This is a genomic window from Limosilactobacillus vaginalis DSM 5837 = ATCC 49540, assembly GCF_000159435.1.
GTDB classification, from domain to species: domain Bacteria; phylum Bacillota; class Bacilli; order Lactobacillales; family Lactobacillaceae; genus Limosilactobacillus; species Limosilactobacillus vaginalis.
In genome coordinates this window covers 140,432-157,840 of sequence record NZ_GG693414.1, presented here as the reverse complement: position 1 = coordinate 157,840, position 17,409 = coordinate 140,432, and the positions used below count along the sequence as shown (strand labels likewise).

The following is a 17,409-nucleotide window of genomic DNA, read 5'->3' as shown; positions in this document are numbered from 1 at the left end:
AATTTTGAACGATCTTATCTGCAACCGGGATTTCACTAGTCCCCTGCTTTTTAGGGACAACACTTAAACTAATACCACTAGAAAATATCTGATTACCAATCTTCAAGTCATCGCTTGGCGTATACTTCGAGGATGATTGATTATTACCATAAAGAGAAATCATCTCACTGGGTTTATAGACACTTCTTTCACCATTACCACTCGGATTGTACCAAGTTAGGTTCACACTAATCGTTAACTTCTTATTCTTACCGGGATTCCTTTTTACATATTCGCTTAGGGCATTATTAAAAACGATTTGGTAATAACCATTGCTTCCAAGATTTGCAAGTTCTTCACTATTGTCATTATCAATAACATTCCAATTAGGATTAGCCGACCCTGAATATTGAGGAACTGATTGCTTATAACTTTCTGTATTTCCTGCAGGAACTAGATATCCAACAATCATTCCTTGATAATAAATTGGCGTCTGATTATCTTTATTTACCGCACCATAGCTAAAAACATAAGTATGATTATCAACTGTGGTATAAGGAAGGCCTAAACTAATATCAAGATAATCACCATTCTTAATCTTACTAATCTCGTCAGCAGCCACGGACAATTCTAAATCAAGGTCAGTTGTCCCCCGTTATCCTGTTGCCTTATTTCCAGTAGTTTCAGTAACGTCATGAGTAACAACATTAATTGTTCTGCCAACCTGATCATTAATGGAAGTGGTTGGGGTAACGGTTGCTTGAACGGTCTGCTGAGAATCATTATCCAAAGCAGTCGATTTTGCTGGTGTCTGATCCTGTTTTTGTGTTGTCGAAGTTTCAGTCGGTGCTTGATTATCTTTCAGGGTAACTGAATTAGTCGAGCCTTTTACTGAAGATTTAGTGGTTTGACCAATCTCCTGATTAGCTTCTCCGTCAACAGTATCAGCCTGAGCTTTTGTGGCCATCCCCATTAAAATTGACGTTGATAACAAAACAGAAGCAACCCCTACACTTAACTTCCGCAATCCATAATGCGGAATTAACCGTTCCTGTTTTGTAATTAAGTACTTTTTATTTCTCTTTGAAACCATGTTAATCACTCCACCTATCGGCTAGTTTTCTCTATGTAGTTTTGGAAAAGGCTTATCATAGCTTTACCAAATCACCGTAATTTTAGCCCTTTAAGTTTTTGATAGCAAGATGTCTAATTTTAAATCAATCAAGTGATAATTGGATAAATTGAAAAATTACGATTAAAGGTCTTAATTAATTTTTCATAATTATAATTAATGTCTATTTAAGTGTGTTCTAACTTGCAGTTCAAACAAATTATTCTCTTTATAATAATTTTAAAAATAATAACCAGTTAGCTAATCACTTATCGCCCTTAACTAACCGGTTATTGTTTATTATTTAGTGTTTTTTCCGTAGTTTACGTAACTTCTTAATCCGCTTTTGCTTATCCTTTTTCATCTTCCGTGCCATGTGACTCATCGCCATTTGTCCCATTCGACCACCTGGCATTCCCGGCATTTGACCACCAAACATATTCTGCATTCCATTAAAATTACCATTAGTAACTTGTTTCATCATCTTCCGCATCTGATTAAATTGCTTAATCATTCGGTTAACTTCCACAATTGGCCGGCCAGCCCCAGCAGCTAACCGCCGACGCCGACTTGGGTTCATCAAGTCAGGATTTTCCCGTTCCTCTGGAGTCATGGAGTAAATAATGGCTCGAATGTGATCTAATTGCTTTGGATCAAGGTTCAAATTCTTTAATGCAGGGTTATTGGCCATCCCCGGCATCATTTTAATGATGTTTTCTAATGGACCCATCTTCGTTACTTGGTCCATCTGTGATAAGAAGTCGTTGAAATCAAAAGTATTTTCACGCATCTTATCCATTGTGGCCTGAGCTTGCTCTTCATCGAAATCTTTCTGGGCCTTTTCGATTAGGGTCATCATGTCCCCCATCCCCAGAATTCGTGAAGCCATCCGGTCTGGGTGGAAGACATCAAGATCTTCCATCTTTTCCCCTTCACCGACAAACTTAATTGGCTTTCCGGTAACAGCACGGATTGACATGGCAGCACCACCACGGGTATCACCATCGAGCTTGGTTAATACCACACCAGTAATATCAAGCTTATCATCAAATCCCTGAGCCGTATTGACGGCATTTTGCCCCGTCATGGAGTCAATTACCAGCAAAATTTCATCAGGGTTCACAAGTTGTTTAATGTTTGCCAACTCATCCATCAATTGTTCATCAATTTGCAGACGACCAGCAGTATCAATAATTACATAGTCATTATGATTTTGCTTGGCAACTTCCATCCCTTGGCGAACAATTTCAACCGGATCAACATCAGTTCCCTTTTCAAAAACCGGAACATCAATCTGGTCAGCAACCTGCTTTAACTGAGTAATTGCGGCTGGCCGGTAGACATCGGCAGCGATGAACAGTGGTCGTGCCTTGTCTTCATTCTTCAAACGTAAGGCTAATTTACCAGCAGTGGTCGTTTTACCGGCCCCTTGAAGACCAACCATCATGATAACAGTCGGAATATGGGAAGACTTATTAAGCGGAACTGCTTCTTCACCCATTAATTCAGTTAATTCATCGTTAACAATTTTAACAATTTGTTGGGCTGGATTTAATCCCTTAAGGACTTCCGCACCAGCAGCCTTTTCCCGAACTTTCTTAACGAAATCCTTTACAACGGCAAAGTTAACATCGGCTTCCAATAATGCTAGCCGAATTTCCCGCATTGTTTCACGAAGGTCGGCTTCGGTAACTTTGGGCTTCCGTCGTAGCTTTTCCATCGCCTTTTGAAGACGATCTGTTAATCCTTCAAATGCCATCTTTTATTCTTCCTCCAAATTTTCCAAACGTCCCACAAGGTTGTTTAACTGCCGATCGTTTGGATAATGTTGTTTAACATATTGCTGAATTTCATCAGCTTGCTTATTCCGTGCTTGAAACTCAGCATCTAAATGCAGCTTGGCTTCATATGATTCTAAGATCTTTTCGGTCCGTTTAATATTATCATACACTGCCTGACGACTTACGTTGAAGTTTTCAGCAATCTCACCAAGTGAAAAATCATCAGCATAGTAAAGCTCAAGATACTGGTTTTGTTTCTCTGTTAAGAGCGGTTGATAAAACTCAAATAGCGAATTAATCCGCTCGTTTTTTTCAATTTCCATCAGCAACTCCTCAACTAATTAACTTCAACCAAATCCTTAAACAGGCCATAAACGAATTCACTAGCATCGAACTTCTGCAGGTCATTAACTTTTTCACCCAAACCAACATACTTCACTGGAAGGTGGAGTTCATTTCGGATGGCTAAGACAATTCCCCCGCGGGCAGTCCCATCAAGCTTAGTTAGGACAATCCCCGTCACATCCGTGCTTTCCTTAAATAATTTAGCCTGGTTCAAAGCATTCTGACCAGTTGTCGCATCCAATACAAGGAGAACTTCATGCGGGGCATCAGGAATTTCACGAGTTAGGATCCGCTTCATCTTGGCTAATTCTTTCATCAAATTAACCTTATTCTGTAACCGTCCCGCAGTATCAACGAATAAGATGTCATAATCCTCTTTTTTTGCCTTTTGGACAGCATCGAATACAACTGCAGCCGGATCACCGTTCTCCGGGCCAGTAACAATATCAACGCCATCACGTTTAGCCCAGACATCAAGTTGCTCGGTAGCCCCTGCACGGAAAGTATCAGCTGCCGCCAAAAGGACTTTCTTCCCCTGGCTCTTAAACAATGCAGCCATCTTCCCAATGGTAGTTGTCTTCCCAGCACCATTAACACCAACAAACATGATCACGGTTGGTCCTTCCTTAGCGAAGTTCAGGTCAGACTTTTCATCTTTTCCTGCCTCGTCATACAGCTCAACCATTTTTTCAATAATAACGTTAGAAACGTCCTGCTTGCTCTTAGCATTCTGGAGTTTGACTTCTTCACGAAGCTCATCGCTAAGTTTCATTGCCATATCGTAACCAACATCGGACTCAATCAGTAAATCTTCAAGATCATCAAAGAAGTCCTCATCAACATGACGGAAATTAGCTAAGAAGCGATTAAGCCGAGCACCAAATCCTGTCCGTGACTTTTCTAGTCCCTGGTCATACTTTGCTGCTGTGCTTTCCTCATCAACCGTTTCGTCAGTATTTACATCTGTTGATTCTTCTGTTTCTTCCTTAACTTCACTTTCCGGTGCAGGAGTTGGCTCTTCAGCTACTTGAGAATTGCTTTCTGCCGTTGAAGTTTCTTCTGGTTCATCATTTTGGCTTGTGACCATTTCCTCCTCAACGGAACTCTCTGCTTCAACATTTTGCTCAGCGGGAGCCGAAGATACTGGAGTTGAACTTTCGGGAACAGCTTCACTTTGAGGTTGCGATTCTACAGTGGCAGAGGAATCCTGCTCAGCATCAGTAGCTGCTTCCTGCACTGCAGATTCACTACTAGCACTTTCTGAAGCTGCTGGTACCTCACTACCGTTCTCTAGCTCCTTAGTTTGCTTTTCTTGACTATCCTCGTGCTTCTTATGCCGACGAAAAATATCAAATAATCCCATAAATTACGCCTTCTTCCTAGTCGTTTGAACTTTCTAAGGTATCAATAACATCAACGGAAACCATCCTGGATACTCCTGACTCCTGCATCGTTACCCCATAAAGGACATTAGCATTCATCATTGTTCCCTTACGGTGAGTAATCACAATGAATTGTGGACCGTCATTTCCAAAATTACTCAGGTAGTTAGCAAAGCGCTGCACATTAACTTCATCAAGTGCTGCCTCAGGTTCATCAAGAATTGCAAATGGTACCGGCCGGACTTTTAGGATTGCAAATAATAGAGTAATTGCGGTCAATGCCTTCTCCCCACCTGAAAGAAGACTCATTCGCTGATTTTTCTTCCCAGGTGGCTGGGCCATAATATCAATTCCCGTTGTTAAAATATCGTGGGGATCCGTTAAGACTAACCGGGCATGACCACCAGCAAATATCTGCTGGAACGTCTGGTCAAATGCAGTTGAAACCTTATTAAACGTTTCGCTAAATCTTGCTTTAACCTGCTCGTCCATTTCAGCCATTGTTTCATTTAATTGATCACGCGAAGCCAATAAATCTGCTTGTTGTGTTGATAAGAAATCGTACCGTTCCTTAACTCGCTTATATTCAGCAATCGCTCCAGTATTGACTTCACCAAGATCAGCTAATCCCCGTTTTAACAACTTCAATTTAATCTTCAGTTGATCATCCGGAAGGTCGCTAACTTTATCTTTTGCCTCACCAATAGTCATTGAATACTGCGAACTCAAATGATTCAGGTAACTATCCAACTGTGATTCATGGCGAATCCGTTGAGCATCAAGCTGGTTTCGTTCATTTGTTGCTGCTGCTAATAAATCACGTAATCGGTTATGACTGTCTTCAGCATTAGCAACCTGCTTACTAAGCGAGTTCAGTTTCTCTTTAGTAGTAACTAACTGTTGTTTAACAGTCGTTAACTGCTGAGTAGCATCCTGCAAAGCTGTTTCATTTGACTCATCGTCTGCATGATCATTATTAATTTGTAAATTAAGCCGATGAATTTGTTGTTCAAGGTGATCAGCATTAATTTGAAGTGAATTTTTCTCCTGTTGCAGAGCATGCCGGCTACTCTTAAGCTGTTGCAACCGTTCCTGAGCAACTGCAATCCACTGCTCCATCTGATGAAGCTGCTGGCTTTGCGCTGACTCGTCACTTTGCAACTGCTTAATTTGCTCCTGAAGTTCACCAGTCCGGTGCTTATTAGCGTCAAACTGCTGTTGAGCATCTTTCAGCTGTTGAGTATTTTGCTGTACTTTTTGCTCATAATCAGCGTGCTGATCATCCTGTTGACCAGATTGAAACTTAAGAGCAAATACCTGACGTTCAATTGTTTGGCGCTGACTTTGCAATACTTGCTGCTGCCCCGTGGCTGAATGAAGTTGTTCGCTTGCTTGGTGCAACTGAGTCTGGAGATCAGTTAACTGCTCATCAATTTTCTTTTGGGTCCCCTGCAATTGGGCAACCCGTTTCTCTAATTGCTTTGCAGTAACCTGCTCTTTATTGAGCGCATTTTGCAACTGATTAGCTAATTGTTTTTGACTAAGCAGACCAATTCGTTGGTGACGATTGGCACCCCCGGTCATTGATCCGCTCGCATTAATTAACTGGCCATCGAGCGTTACAACCCTGACATAGTGATGACCATACCGAGAAATTTCTGTTGCATGATCAAGATTGTCAGCGATAACCGTATTCCCTAGAAGATGTTGCGCAACCACATCGTACTTAGAATCATAATTGATTAATTCGGTTGCCCGACCAACATACCCAGCTAGCGACTGTAACTGGTTAAAAATCGGTGAAGTCTGATGATGCTTTAACGTATCAAGGGGCAAGATGGTTACACGTCCCGCACGATGACGGACTAAATAATTAATGATCTGTTTAGCAGTTGACTGGTGATCAACTACTAGTTGTTGCAATTGGCTGCCAAGGACTGTCTCAATCGCCGTTGTATATTTTTCTGGAACATCTAACAACTCGTTCACGGCGCCGTCAAGACCCGAAAACTGTTGCCGTTGCTTCAAAACATTTTGAACTCCCTGATAGTATCCAGAGTATTCTTCCTGCATTGAATGATAATTTTTCAGACGTGATTGAAGCGAATGAACATCCCCAAGTGATTGGTACCAAGAGCGCTGTGCTTCTTGATACTGTCGCTGTAAACGTTCTTGCTTCTCTTGCTGGCCCCTTAACTGACCTTGAAGATCAGTAACGTGAGCTTGCTGGGCCGTTGCTTCTTGTTTAGCCGTTGCTTCTTGAGCCTTAATTTTAGCTAACCGTTCCCGAGCAGCCTGCAGTTCAGCATTGCTTTGCTGCTGCGCGTTGATGGTTTGCTCGTGATTACTCTTCAGAAAAGCTTGCTGGTTTTGCAGAGTTGTAATTTGCTGCATTAAATCAACTTGATTTCCCCGCAATTTTTCTAATTCTTCATTAACATGCTGAATCCGTTGACTACTAGTCATTTTCTTGGCAGCAGTTAATTCTTCCTGGTGGTTAGCAATTTCCTTTTTTTGTGACTGAACCTGTTCATTAGCCTGCGTTAATTTTTGGTCGATCTCTGTTTGCTGCTGTTTCAGCTTCTGCAGTTGGTCAGTTAATCGTTCCCGTTCCTGCAGCTGCTGTTCACGCTTAATTGAGGACACCGATTGCTGATTTTGCAATTTACCAATCATTTCGGTAGTCGTAAGGATTTTTGCCTGTAGTTGGTCTTTGTGTGTCTGCAGGTTACCTTGTTGTTGCTTTAACTGATTTAATTCTGCAGTGGATTTGGCAAGCTGAGCCGAATAATCACTGACCAGCTTTTGATCATTTGCTAGCTTAACTTTCAGCTCCGTTAATTCCTTACTAGTTTGCTCATAAAGCCGTACTGTCTGAGTACGATCAAGAAGATCATATTGCCCCTTCTGCTCTAAATAGTCCTCAGCAAGGGCACTTTCGTCAGCCAAAGGTTCAAGCTGGCTCGTTAACTCAGCAATGATATCGTTAACCCGGTTAAGGTTGTCCATAGTTGAGCTGAGCCGTTTTTCGGCAGTATCCTTATTCTTCTTGTATTTTGCAACCCCAGCCACTGCTTCAATAATTGAACGCCGATCAGCTGGTTTACCGTTAAAGATTGCCTCAATTTGTCCCTGGGAAATAATGGAAAAAGACTCCCGACCTAATCCAGAATCAATGAAGAGATCGGTAATATCTTTTAAGCGAACCTCTTGACCATTAACCAAGTACTCACTATCACCATTTCGGTATAATTTCCGGGTAATTGTTAATTCGGTAAAATCACTAGCAAGGTAACGATCACTATTATCAAAAGTAATTGATACAAGTGCCCGATTAAGCGGCTTCCGGTCACTAGAACCGTTAAAAATAACATCAGCCATTTTATCGCCACGAAGCTGATGAGCAGATTGTTCACCCATTACCCAGCGAATTGCTTCGATAATATTACTCTTTCCGCTTCCGTTTGGCCCAACAATTCCTGTCATTCCTGGTTCAAACTTGATTGTTGTCTTCTGAGCAAAGGACTTAAAGCCATCCAATGTTAGAGATAATAACTGCATAGTGCCTACTTACCTTCTTGACGTAGCTTATTAAGTGCTTGACTTGCCGCCTTCATTTCAGCGTGTTTCTTGGAGGAACCAGTTCCCTCACCGATTACCTTTCCATCAGCTGAAACGTTCACTTTGAATTCTGGATCGTTCTCCGTTCCTGATTCCTGAAGAAGGTGATATTCAATATCAACATCACCATCACGCTGTAAGAACTCCTGAAGGCTTGTCTTTGCATCAACTGCATGGTCAAACCAGCCCAAATCAAGCTTAGGAAAGATTACTCGCCGAACAAACTTCTCAACGGCAGGGCGTCCCTGATCCAGGTAAAGAGCTCCAATAAATGATTCAAAAATATCACAAAGCAATCCTGGACGCTGACGAGCACCCGCCATTTCTTCACCGTGACCCAAACGGATATATTGGTCAAAATGACATTCCTTAGCAAATTTAGAGAAACTGTCTTCGCAAACCATCGCAGCCCGCAAACGGGTCAATTTCCCCTGCGGCAGCTCTGGAAAACGCTTATAGATGTATTCAGAAACAATCAATTCCAACACAGCATCGCCAAGAAATTCAATCCGCTCATAAAATTTAAGTCCTTGATGAGGGTGCTCGTTTACGTATGAAGCCTGAGTAAATGCTTCTGCAAGCAAATCGGGATTAGTAAAATGAATATCAAATTCCTTGGCCAGGTAGTCTTGTAAATCCTTAATAGTAAAAACTTCCTTTCTTTTCGTTAAAGATGTGAAAAAAGCCGCGATAAAGTACAAGCCTTCATCGCGGACCTCAAAGAATTATTAATCAGCGGTATGTTCGGCAATGTAGTCAACTACTTCACCAATCGTACTTAACTTTTCAGCATCTTCATCATCAATTTCTTCACCAAACGTATCCTCAAGTTCAAGGACAAATTCAACAAAGTCAATTGAATCAGCGTCTAAATCTGTTTTTAAATTTAATTCATCGGTAATTTTTGCCCGATCAACATCAAAGTGATCAGCCACGATTTCTGAAACCTTATTAAAGATTTCTTGCTTTTTATCTTCAGCCATTGACTGTTACCTCTCTTTATTAGTTCGCTACTATTTTAGGCGTTTTTTGTCTTCTTGTCTACTCATTGTTTTGGTTAAAAAATTTAACGGTTTCATTAATGACACCAGTTCTTAGCATTGTCCGAATCTGACTAATGGTATTTTTAACGGCTGTCGCATCTGATGAACCATGCGTCTTAACTACAGGTGCTTTTAAGCCAAGAAGGACAGCACCCCCATAAGTTGAAGCACTCATTTTTTGACCAATCCGGTGAAAGACCGGCTTCAGCATTAGGTAGCCTAACTTAGCACGGATACCACCATTTAGGATACCATCCTTAATCAACGTTAGCATCATTTTAGCGGTTCCTTCAGTGGCCTTCAATGCGGCATTAGCTGTCCAGCCATCGCTGACGATAACATCAGCCTTACCGAATAAGAGGTCACCAGATTCAACATTGCCGATAAAGTTAAGTTCATCTTCTGCATTAAGCAACTGCCAAACATCTTTATGGAGCTTATCGCCCTTATCCTCTTCAGCACCATTATTAAGCAGTGCAATCCGTGGATTAGCAACCCCGAGAACTTTTTCTGCGTAAAATTTACCAAGGTAAGCAAACTGAACAAGATTTTTTTCTTTGCTTTCAGCGTTAGCACCAGTATCAAGGTAAACAAAATTTTGGCGTTTTGATCCCGGCTTAGCAATTGGGAGAATACTGGTTAATCCGGGACGATCGATTCCATGAATTCGTCCAACAATAAAGATTCCCGCAGCCAAAACTGCTCCTGTATTACCAGCAGAAAAGAATGCATCTGCATCCCCTTCTTTAACTGCTTTAGCCGCCCGAACAATTGATGAATCCTTCTTCTTGCGGATTGCCCGAACTGGCTCTTCACCCATCGAAATTTCTTCAGTAGTTTCAATGATATTCAAACGATCCTGGTTAGTAATCACCGCTTTAATTTTAGCTGGATCACCATAGAGATCAAAGGTCAAATCGGGATACAAGTCCCGAGCTTCTTCGACCCCTTCAATAATTGCTTTAGGGGCATTATCACCGCCCATTGCATCTACAGCAATTTTCATTATATAAACCCTCCTAGTCAAAGTGCGTTTCAAGTTGGTTTCGTTTTAAGTAAAGAACTAGTGGCTGATTATCATCCACCTGATCCCAATGGGGTGTTGCTAATAGGTTTGCTGCATCTTCCTTAGCAATTTGTAAAATTTTCAAATCGCCAATCGGGTCGCCAACCTTAAAGTCAGGAAGCCCTGATTGCTTTGCCCCAAGGACATCACCTGCTCCACGAAGTTCAAGATCCCGTTGTGCAACCTTAAAACCATCAGTCGTGGCAACCATTGTTTTCATTCGTGCCGTTCCTTCATCTGTTTTGGGATCAGCAATTAGCAAACAATAACTTTGCCGTTCACCACGCCCTACTCTACCGCGCAGTTGGTGCAACTGAGCAAGGCCAAAGCGATCAGCGTTATAAATAATCATCACGGTCGCATTAGGATTATCAACACCGACCTCAACAACCGTCGTCGAAACAAGAACCTGGATTTTACCGTCTTGAAAATCTTTCATTACGGCATCTTTTTTTTCCCCATTTAGGCGGCCATGTAAAAGGCCAACCTGATAATCTGGTTGGAAGTAATTAGCTAATCGTTCATAAAGGTCAGTCGCATTTTGAACATCCAATGCTTCTGACTCTTCAATCAGCGGACTGACAACGTAAGCCTGTGCTCCACTAGCTAATTGCTGACGAAGAAACTTTAATGCGTCATTGCTTTGCTTATCTTTTAGCCAGCGTGTTTCAATCGGTTTTCTTCCCGCTGGTAATTTGTCAATTACTGACACATCCATTTCACCATATGAAGTAATCGCTAATGTCCGTGGAATTGGCGTTGCTGTCATGGCAAGGACATCCGGGTGTTCACCCTTTTCCCGTAATTGTTGACGTTGGTTAACACCAAACCGGTGCTGTTCATCCGTGATTACTAAGCCAAGATTAGCATACTCTACGTCCGATTGAATCAATGCATGCGTTCCAATTATTAAGTTGATGTCGCCCTTTTTTATCGCGCCAACTAATTCACGATGTTGTTTAGCGGTCAGTGAACCAGTAAGTAAGCCAACATGAACATGAGTCCCCGCAAAGACTTTGGCTAATTTTTCTGCATGCTGGGTTGCCAAAATTTCAGTTGGCGCCATTAGAGCTGCCTGATAGCCTGCACTGATTGTCGCATAAATGGCAATTGCAGCAACAATCGTCTTTCCAGAACCGACATCTCCCTGAAGAAGGCGATTCATCTGAATTGGTTGTCGTAAATCACGACAGATTTCATTGACGACCTTCTTTTGCGCATTTGTAAGTTCAAACGGGAGCTGAGAAATAAATTCTTTTAATTCGTCATTATGGTACAAGATTCGTGTACCATCTTCTTGACGGTGTGCTCGTCTGATCGCTTGCAGACGCAATTGAAATAAGAAGAACTCCTCATATGTCGCAGTTCGTCGTGCTGCTTTAGCAATCATTTGACTTCCTGGGAAGTGAAGATCCTTAATCATTTCACGGCGATCTAACAAACGATATTTTTGGCGAAGAAAGGTGGGGAGTAATGTTGGGATAACCCGCTGATAATCTTCATACGCTTGACGGATTAACGATCTCAAGGTACTTTGCCGAAGATGTTTATTTGTGGGATAGATGGCGCCAAATTCATTCTCTGGAGTCCCCGTTGCCGTTACTAATTTAGTCCCGGTTACCTGTTGACGACTAGCATCCCACTTTCCCATTACGGTTACCTGTCGATCTAACTCTACTTGCTTTTTCAGATATGGTTGGTTAAAAAACGTGGCCATGACAACTTGTTGACCCACTTGCAACCGAAAACTTAGCCGATTTCGACGGTAACCAAACCGGCTAAATAAGGGTTCAGAAACAATCTTTCCCTTAATAGTTACCCGTTGCTTGTCCTTAACCGTACTTAAATCGTTTGCTGTAAAGTCATCATACCTTGTCGGGTAGTATGTCAATAAATCTTCAATCGTATCGATATTTAAAGTTGCTAAATCAGCCACCCGTTTAGGGCCAACTCCTTTTAATACCGAAACTGGATCCTGAAGACTTTTCATCATCCTCCCTCCTCACTGTAAAAAGAGTTGGATGGACATCAGTTGACTGGTGTTCTGCATCCAACTCCTTAACTTATATTATTCAACGGAAATCAAATATGGATATACTGGTTGGCCACCTTCATAAATTTCGGTTTCCAACTCATCGTCCATTTCTTCAACAGCTGCCTTAATTTCTTCAGCCGTCTTTTTATCGCCGTCTTGACCATACAGAATTGTCACAATTTCACTGTCTTCATCAAGCATTTGTTTAACCATCTTGATAGCAGCTTTCTTAAGGTCTGGATCGGTATCAACAATCTTCCCATCAACAATTCCCATAAAGTCATCTTTTTTTATTGTTTGCCCATCAATTTCGGTATCCCGAATAGCATTAGTAACCTCACCACTCTTAACTGTGGAAAGGTTGGCTTCCATGTTTGATTGGTTATCTTCTAATGATGCTTCTGGATTATATTCAAGAAGTGCGCTCATTGCTTGTGGAATTGTCTTACTGTGAACCACAACAGTTGGAATATCTGCAATGTCAGCAGCCTGTTCTGCTGCCATAAAGATATTACCGTTATTTGGCAAAACAATTGCTTGCTTGGCACCACTATTATTGATTGCATCCGCAATATCTTGAATGCTTGGATTCATTGTTTGACCGCCCTTAATAACGTGGGTTACTCCAAGGCTCTTTAACAATTTAGCAATTCCATCACCAGACGTAACCGCAATCACAGCAGTTTCTGGCTTAGTCTTAGATGCTTCACGAGCTTTGTCAATTGGTGTTTCTGAGCGTTCCGCTTCTTCTTCATCGTGTTCCATAATCTCTTCTTGTTGCCAAACCATGTTATGAATTTCGATGGTTTGAAGATCACCAAACTGTTGACCCCATGATAAAACTTCACCAGGGTGTTCAGTATGAACATGGACCCGAACAACAGAATCATCGTTTAAGACAAGGAGACTGTCACCTATTTTGGCAAGGTAATTATAAAAAGTATCATAATCGAACTTTTGCTTAACCTGTTTTCCTTTACCAATCCGCACAAGCATTTGCGTACAATAAGTGTATTGAATGTCTTCTGGATTCAGTTTCCCCTGGACGCTCTTGTGGTCCATTGCCTTAACCATTTCGTCAACTTCGGCGTTATCGGGCTTATAGCTGTCATCCTTATCAACCTTACCACTTAAGGCTTCATCAAAAGCCTGAAGGACAAAAACAAGCCCCTGACCACCGGAATCAACAACCCCGACCTGCTTAAGAACGGGCAGTAATTCAGGGGTCTTCTTAAGAGCAACCGTTGATGCTTCATAAATTACATGCATAACCTCAATAATATCGTCGGTTTGCTTAGCTTTCTCTAATCCAGCCTGTGCTGATTCACGGACAACGGTTAAAATTGTCCCTTCAGTTGGCTTCATGACAGCTTTATACGCAACCTTAGCACCATTGCCGTAAGCCTCAGCAAAATCATGAGCATCAAGAACTGTTTTTCCTTCTGCCCCTTTAGCAAAGCCACGGAAAATTTGTGAAAGGATCACTCCGGAATTCCCACGGGCACCCATTAACAATCCCTTAGCTAAGGCAGCAGCTAAATCGCCAACCTTCGTGCTGTTTGCGTTGCGCTCGTACTTAGCACCACTAGCCATTGAAGATGTCATGTTTGTCCCCGTATCACCGTCAGGAACAGGGAAAACATTCAGTGAATTGATAAATTCGGCATTCTTGCTCAGCTTACTAGCAGCAGCTTGAACCATTTTGCCAAATTCAAGATTCGTAATTTCAGTTACAGCCAATTATCTTTCCTCCTAGTAACGCAAATTAATCATCAAGTGAGCGAACACCTTGAACACAAACATTAACTGAGTTTGCTGTAATGCCAAGCATTGATTCAAGGTTGTACTTTACCTTTGATTGAACACTCTTTGATACTTCTGAGATCTTAGTACCATAACCGACGATGATATTCACATCAATGGCAACACCGTTATCTTGTTGACGAACAACAACCCCGCGACTAAAGTTTTCGCGACGCAGGATTTGGTTAACACCATCGCGAAGTGGATTGCGCGATGCCATTCCCACTACACCATAGTTATCAGTAGCAGCGCCACCAACAACTGCTGAAATTACGTCATTATCGATATCGATCATTCCAGATTGTGTTTTAATTTTAACCGCCATCATATGGCCTCCTTATATTGGTCAATCAATGCCCTATTATATAAGACAAGCATTGATTAGCAATCATACTGTGTAAAAACTCATACTAATAATACCATAGCAGACGAAATGAAAAAAGTCGTCTGCCAAAAATGATTAATGGCATATACTATTTTTAAAATAAAAAATAAGTCGCTCATCACTGAACGACCATATTTTCTGATTTAATTAAACCCGAGTCACTTTACCGGACTTCAGTGTACGTGCTGAAACGTAAACCTTCTTAGGCTTGCCGTTAACCAAAATGGTTACCTTTTGCAAGTTAGGCTTCCAGCTACGACGACTTGAGTTAAGGGCGTGAGAACGCTTGTTACCAAAGCGTGTCCGTTTACCGTTGATAAAATCTTTAGCCATTGGTGGTACCCTCCTCTTCTCATCTATGTTTTTTCGTTTTTACGCATCTGCGCTATAACTCACTTAAACAATTTACCATAGGCTGAGTAACAATGCAATAGTTTTCTTTCAAGTAATTTTCCTTGACAGGCTTACTTAATTATTAAATCACGGGACTTAATAACAGCAACAACCCCTGATTGAAAGCTGAAATGGTTTACTTCCCCATTGAATTCATTGCTTGACCAACAAAAGGGAGTAGACGAATTCCAGTTAGTTAACGGGTATTTTTCATCAACCAATGTTAATCCAGTTACTGGCGTTAAATTAACAAAAGCAAGGTACTTAAAGCCCGCCTCAGCCTTAATCTCATATTCTCCCGGCAAATAATAATCAACAATATTCTGCTTATCTATAAGTTGGATTTTTTCTAAGTAACCCTTGAATTCTTTTTCTAATGGCAAAAAGAGATTGCTCAAATATTGATCTAGCCGCCCGCCAGTTGCACCAAAAATCGTAATCTGATCCGGCTTGTAAAGTTCGATTGCATTTTTCACGCCAAGCTGCGTATCAGTATAATCCTTTACAGGAGGAAAAAGGTGAATATCATCAATCGCTCCTTTTACCCGGTTAAATTGTTGAGCATTTGTTGAATCAAAATCTCCAACTGCGACCGCTGGCGTTATCCCTTCATTGAGCAAGCGAGTTGCACCAATGTCAACTCCTACCCATTTTTCGTTTTGACGTGCGTGGACTACTGATAATGGAATTAATGAATCAGGTCCACCCACCATAATATTTACCCGCATTAACTTCTCCTTATAAAGAAAAGGGACTGTGACATAAGTACTTTTACCAAGTTCAAATACGAACAGCGCGGTACGCAAATGGGTTCCAGTGTCCAGTATAACCGAACTCTGAAACCCTATTTGCGCTCGCGGGGGCGTGAAAACGAAGTCATAAATGACTTCTGTCACGCTCCCTTTTCTACTAATTATTTAGTTGCATCCCTTAACGCTTGGATCCGCTTAGCAGGATCATCGACGTTGTATACATATGAGCCGGCAACAGCAACGGTTGCACCAGCTTTATAACAGTCCACAACGGTTTGATTGTTAACACCGCCATCAACTTCGATGTCAAAGTCATAGCCTTTATTCTTCTTAATTTGGTTAAGCTGAGCAATCTTTTCGACGGTTTCAGGAAGAAACTTTTGACCACCAAAGCCCGGATTAACGGTCATTACTAATACTTGATCAACCATGTGAAGAACTGGTTCAATCATGGCAACTGGTGTACCAGGATTAATAACTACTTCTGCCTTTACTCCGCCATTTTTTATAATTTGGAGTGCCCGGTGAATATGTTGAGTAGCCTCAACTTGAACACCAATGATATCAGCACCAGCATCAATAAATGCAGGTAAAATGTGTTCAGGATTTTGAACCATTAAGTGACAATCAAGAACCATCTTCGTAATTGGACGAATTGCCTTTACGAATCCTGGGCCATAAGAAATACTTGGTACGAATGAACCATCCATCACATCAATGTGAAGATATTCGGCACCCGCCTTATCTACTTTTTCAATGTCCCGTTGCAAGTTAACATAATCAGCACTGAGAATCGAAGGTGCTACTTTAATCATTTTATCAATCCCTCATTTCTTATTCTTACCATAGTCTGGTTTTTGGTTAGCAATTAGGTTATGAAATTGAACATAATCATCATACCGACTTTTCATGATTATACCATTTTTTACCGCATCTTTAACTGCACATTGGGGTTCTTTTAGGTGAAGACATCCCCGAAATTTACAATTAGGTGCTAACTCTTTCATTTCCGGAAAGAAATTTGGTAATTCTTCAACGGTCATGTCAAAAGTTTCATACGATGAAAAACCAGGGGTATCTGCAATCCAGGCACATGCAACGTTTAACAAACTAACCTTGCGTGTTGTGTGCCGTCCCCGCTTTAATGCAGTTGAAATTTCACCAGTTGCTAAGTCTAATCCTGGCGCAAAATGATTTAAAAGCGTTGATTTCCCAGCACCCGTTTGTCCCATCATTGTAACAATTTGGTCCTTTAAAAGTTCTTTTAATTGATGCAGCTGATCTTCGGCGAATGCTTCCCGACTAAAGAAAATCTGATAGCCAATTTTACGGTAACCATCAACAATTTCCGCAAGTTTTGCATATTCGTCATCATCAAGGAGATCCGTTTTTGAAAAGTAAATCACCGGAATAATTTTTTGTGCTTCAAGGGCGATCAACTGGCGATCTAACAAATTTGTCGAGAATGTTGGCTTCTTAGCTGCCGTTACAACAACAGCAATATCAACATTAGCCACTGGCGGACGAACTAATTCGTTTTTTCGTGGCAAAACGTGAAGAAGGTAACCATTCTCAAATTCAACCCGATCACCGACAATTGGTTTAATTTTTCGAGCACGAAAATTACCCCGTGCCCTTGTCCGATAGATTTCACCATCAGCCAAAATATCATAAAAACCACTTAAAGATTGTTGTATTATTCCCTGTTTCACC

The 17,409-nt window shown here is 41.3% G+C and carries 15 protein-coding genes and 1 pseudogene; all 16 read right to left on the bottom strand.

Going from position 1 to position 17,409, the window contains the following annotated elements:
• Positions 1-601, bottom strand: a pseudogene (locus HMPREF0549_RS09890) (mucin-binding protein); the annotation flags it as partial.
• Between the two features lie 33 nt (positions 602-634).
• Positions 635-1,072, bottom strand: a complete 438-nt coding sequence (locus tag HMPREF0549_RS05920) for a YSIRK-type signal peptide-containing protein (protein WP_003717356.1) — start codon at positions 1,070-1,072, stop codon at positions 635-637.
• A gap of 322 nt (positions 1,073-1,394) precedes the next feature.
• A complete protein-coding gene (ffh, locus tag HMPREF0549_RS05915; RefSeq protein WP_003717355.1) occupies positions 1,395-2,849 on the bottom strand; it encodes a signal recognition particle protein in 1,455 nt (484 codons plus the stop codon).
• Positions 2,850-2,852: 3 nt separating this feature from the next.
• The gene (locus HMPREF0549_RS05910) at positions 2,853-3,194 is read right to left on the bottom strand and encodes a putative DNA-binding protein (RefSeq protein WP_003717354.1); all 342 of its coding nucleotides are present in this window, start codon (positions 3,192-3,194) and stop codon (positions 2,853-2,855) included.
• A gap of 14 nt (positions 3,195-3,208) precedes the next feature.
• Positions 3,209-4,579 (bottom strand): signal recognition particle-docking protein FtsY, encoded by a 1,371-nt coding sequence (gene ftsY, locus HMPREF0549_RS05905; protein ID WP_003717353.1) that lies wholly within the window; start codon positions 4,577-4,579, stop codon positions 3,209-3,211.
• 16 nt (positions 4,580-4,595) lie between these two features.
• Positions 4,596-8,159: a chromosome segregation protein SMC gene (gene smc / locus HMPREF0549_RS05900; protein WP_003717352.1), complete on the bottom strand. Its 3,564-nt coding sequence runs from the start codon at positions 8,157-8,159 to the stop codon at positions 4,596-4,598.
• A 5-nt stretch (positions 8,160-8,164) separates the two neighbouring features.
• On the bottom strand, positions 8,165-8,863 hold the full coding sequence (gene rnc / locus HMPREF0549_RS05895; RefSeq protein WP_040531496.1) for a ribonuclease III: 699 nt from the start codon (positions 8,861-8,863) through the stop codon (positions 8,165-8,167).
• An 84-nt stretch (positions 8,864-8,947) separates the two neighbouring features.
• Positions 8,948-9,202 (bottom strand): acyl carrier protein, encoded by a 255-nt coding sequence (acpP, locus tag HMPREF0549_RS05890; protein WP_003717350.1) that lies wholly within the window; start codon positions 9,200-9,202, stop codon positions 8,948-8,950.
• A gap of 58 nt (positions 9,203-9,260) precedes the next feature.
• Positions 9,261-10,268, bottom strand: coding sequence for a phosphate acyltransferase PlsX (gene plsX / locus HMPREF0549_RS05885; RefSeq protein WP_003717349.1), 1,008 nt, complete (start codon positions 10,266-10,268; stop codon positions 9,261-9,263).
• A 13-nt stretch (positions 10,269-10,281) separates the two neighbouring features.
• Positions 10,282-12,318: an ATP-dependent DNA helicase RecG gene (gene recG, locus HMPREF0549_RS05880; RefSeq protein ID WP_040531420.1), complete on the bottom strand. Its 2,037-nt coding sequence runs from the start codon at positions 12,316-12,318 to the stop codon at positions 10,282-10,284.
• Positions 12,319-12,396: 78 nt separating this feature from the next.
• On the bottom strand, positions 12,397-14,103 hold the full coding sequence (gene fakA, locus HMPREF0549_RS05875) for a DAK2 domain-containing protein (RefSeq protein WP_003717347.1): 1,707 nt from the start codon (positions 14,101-14,103) through the stop codon (positions 12,397-12,399).
• Between the two features lie 25 nt (positions 14,104-14,128).
• Positions 14,129-14,491 (bottom strand): Asp23/Gls24 family envelope stress response protein, encoded by a 363-nt coding sequence (locus HMPREF0549_RS05870; RefSeq protein ID WP_040531417.1) that lies wholly within the window; start codon positions 14,489-14,491, stop codon positions 14,129-14,131.
• 207 nt (positions 14,492-14,698) lie between these two features.
• Complete coding sequence (rpmB, locus tag HMPREF0549_RS05865) at positions 14,699-14,884, bottom strand: 50S ribosomal protein L28 (protein ID WP_003713527.1); 186 nt, start codon at positions 14,882-14,884, stop codon at positions 14,699-14,701.
• A 131-nt stretch (positions 14,885-15,015) separates the two neighbouring features.
• Complete coding sequence (locus HMPREF0549_RS05860; RefSeq protein WP_040531409.1) at positions 15,016-15,672, bottom strand: thiamine diphosphokinase; 657 nt, start codon at positions 15,670-15,672, stop codon at positions 15,016-15,018.
• Between the two features lie 185 nt (positions 15,673-15,857).
• Positions 15,858-16,511 carry a ribulose-phosphate 3-epimerase gene (gene rpe / locus HMPREF0549_RS05855; RefSeq protein ID WP_003717344.1) on the bottom strand — a complete coding sequence of 218 codons (654 nt, stop codon included), beginning with the start codon at positions 16,509-16,511 and terminating at the stop codon, positions 15,858-15,860.
• A 12-nt stretch (positions 16,512-16,523) separates the two neighbouring features.
• Positions 16,524-17,408 carry a ribosome small subunit-dependent GTPase A gene (rsgA, locus tag HMPREF0549_RS05850; RefSeq protein WP_003717343.1) on the bottom strand — a complete coding sequence of 295 codons (885 nt, stop codon included), beginning with the start codon at positions 17,406-17,408 and terminating at the stop codon, positions 16,524-16,526.
• Position 17,409 lies beyond the last annotated feature (1 nt).

Coding starts and splice junctions, on each gene's coding strand:
- HMPREF0549_RS05920 (WP_003717356.1), bottom strand. CDS start 1,072: ATGGTTTCAAAGAGAAATAAAAAGTACTTAATTACAAAACAGGAACGG.
- ffh (WP_003717355.1), bottom strand. CDS start 2,849: ATGGCATTTGAAGGATTAACAGATCGTCTTCAAAAGGCGATGGAAAAG.
- HMPREF0549_RS05910 (WP_003717354.1), bottom strand. CDS start 3,194: ATGGAAATTGAAAAAAACGAGCGGATTAATTCGCTATTTGAGTTTTAT.
- ftsY (WP_003717353.1), bottom strand. CDS start 4,579: ATGGGATTATTTGATATTTTTCGTCGGCATAAGAAGCACGAGGATAGT.
- smc (WP_003717352.1), bottom strand. CDS start 8,159: ATGCAGTTATTATCTCTAACATTGGATGGCTTTAAGTCCTTTGCTCAG.
- acpP (WP_003717350.1), bottom strand. CDS start 9,202: ATGGCTGAAGATAAAAAGCAAGAAATCTTTAATAAGGTTTCAGAAATC.
- plsX (WP_003717349.1), bottom strand. CDS start 10,268: ATGAAAATTGCTGTAGATGCAATGGGCGGTGATAATGCCCCTAAAGCA.
- recG (WP_040531420.1), bottom strand. CDS start 12,318: ATGAAAAGTCTTCAGGATCCAGTTTCGGTATTAAAAGGAGTTGGCCCT.
- HMPREF0549_RS05870 (WP_040531417.1), bottom strand. CDS start 14,491: ATGGCGGTTAAAATTAAAACACAATCTGGAATGATCGATATCGATAAT.
- rpmB (WP_003713527.1), bottom strand. CDS start 14,884: ATGGCTAAAGATTTTATCAACGGTAAACGGACACGCTTTGGTAACAAG.
- HMPREF0549_RS05860 (WP_040531409.1), bottom strand. CDS start 15,672: ATGCGGGTAAATATTATGGTGGGTGGACCTGATTCATTAATTCCATTA.
- rpe (WP_003717344.1), bottom strand. CDS start 16,511: ATGATTAAAGTAGCACCTTCGATTCTCAGTGCTGATTATGTTAACTTG.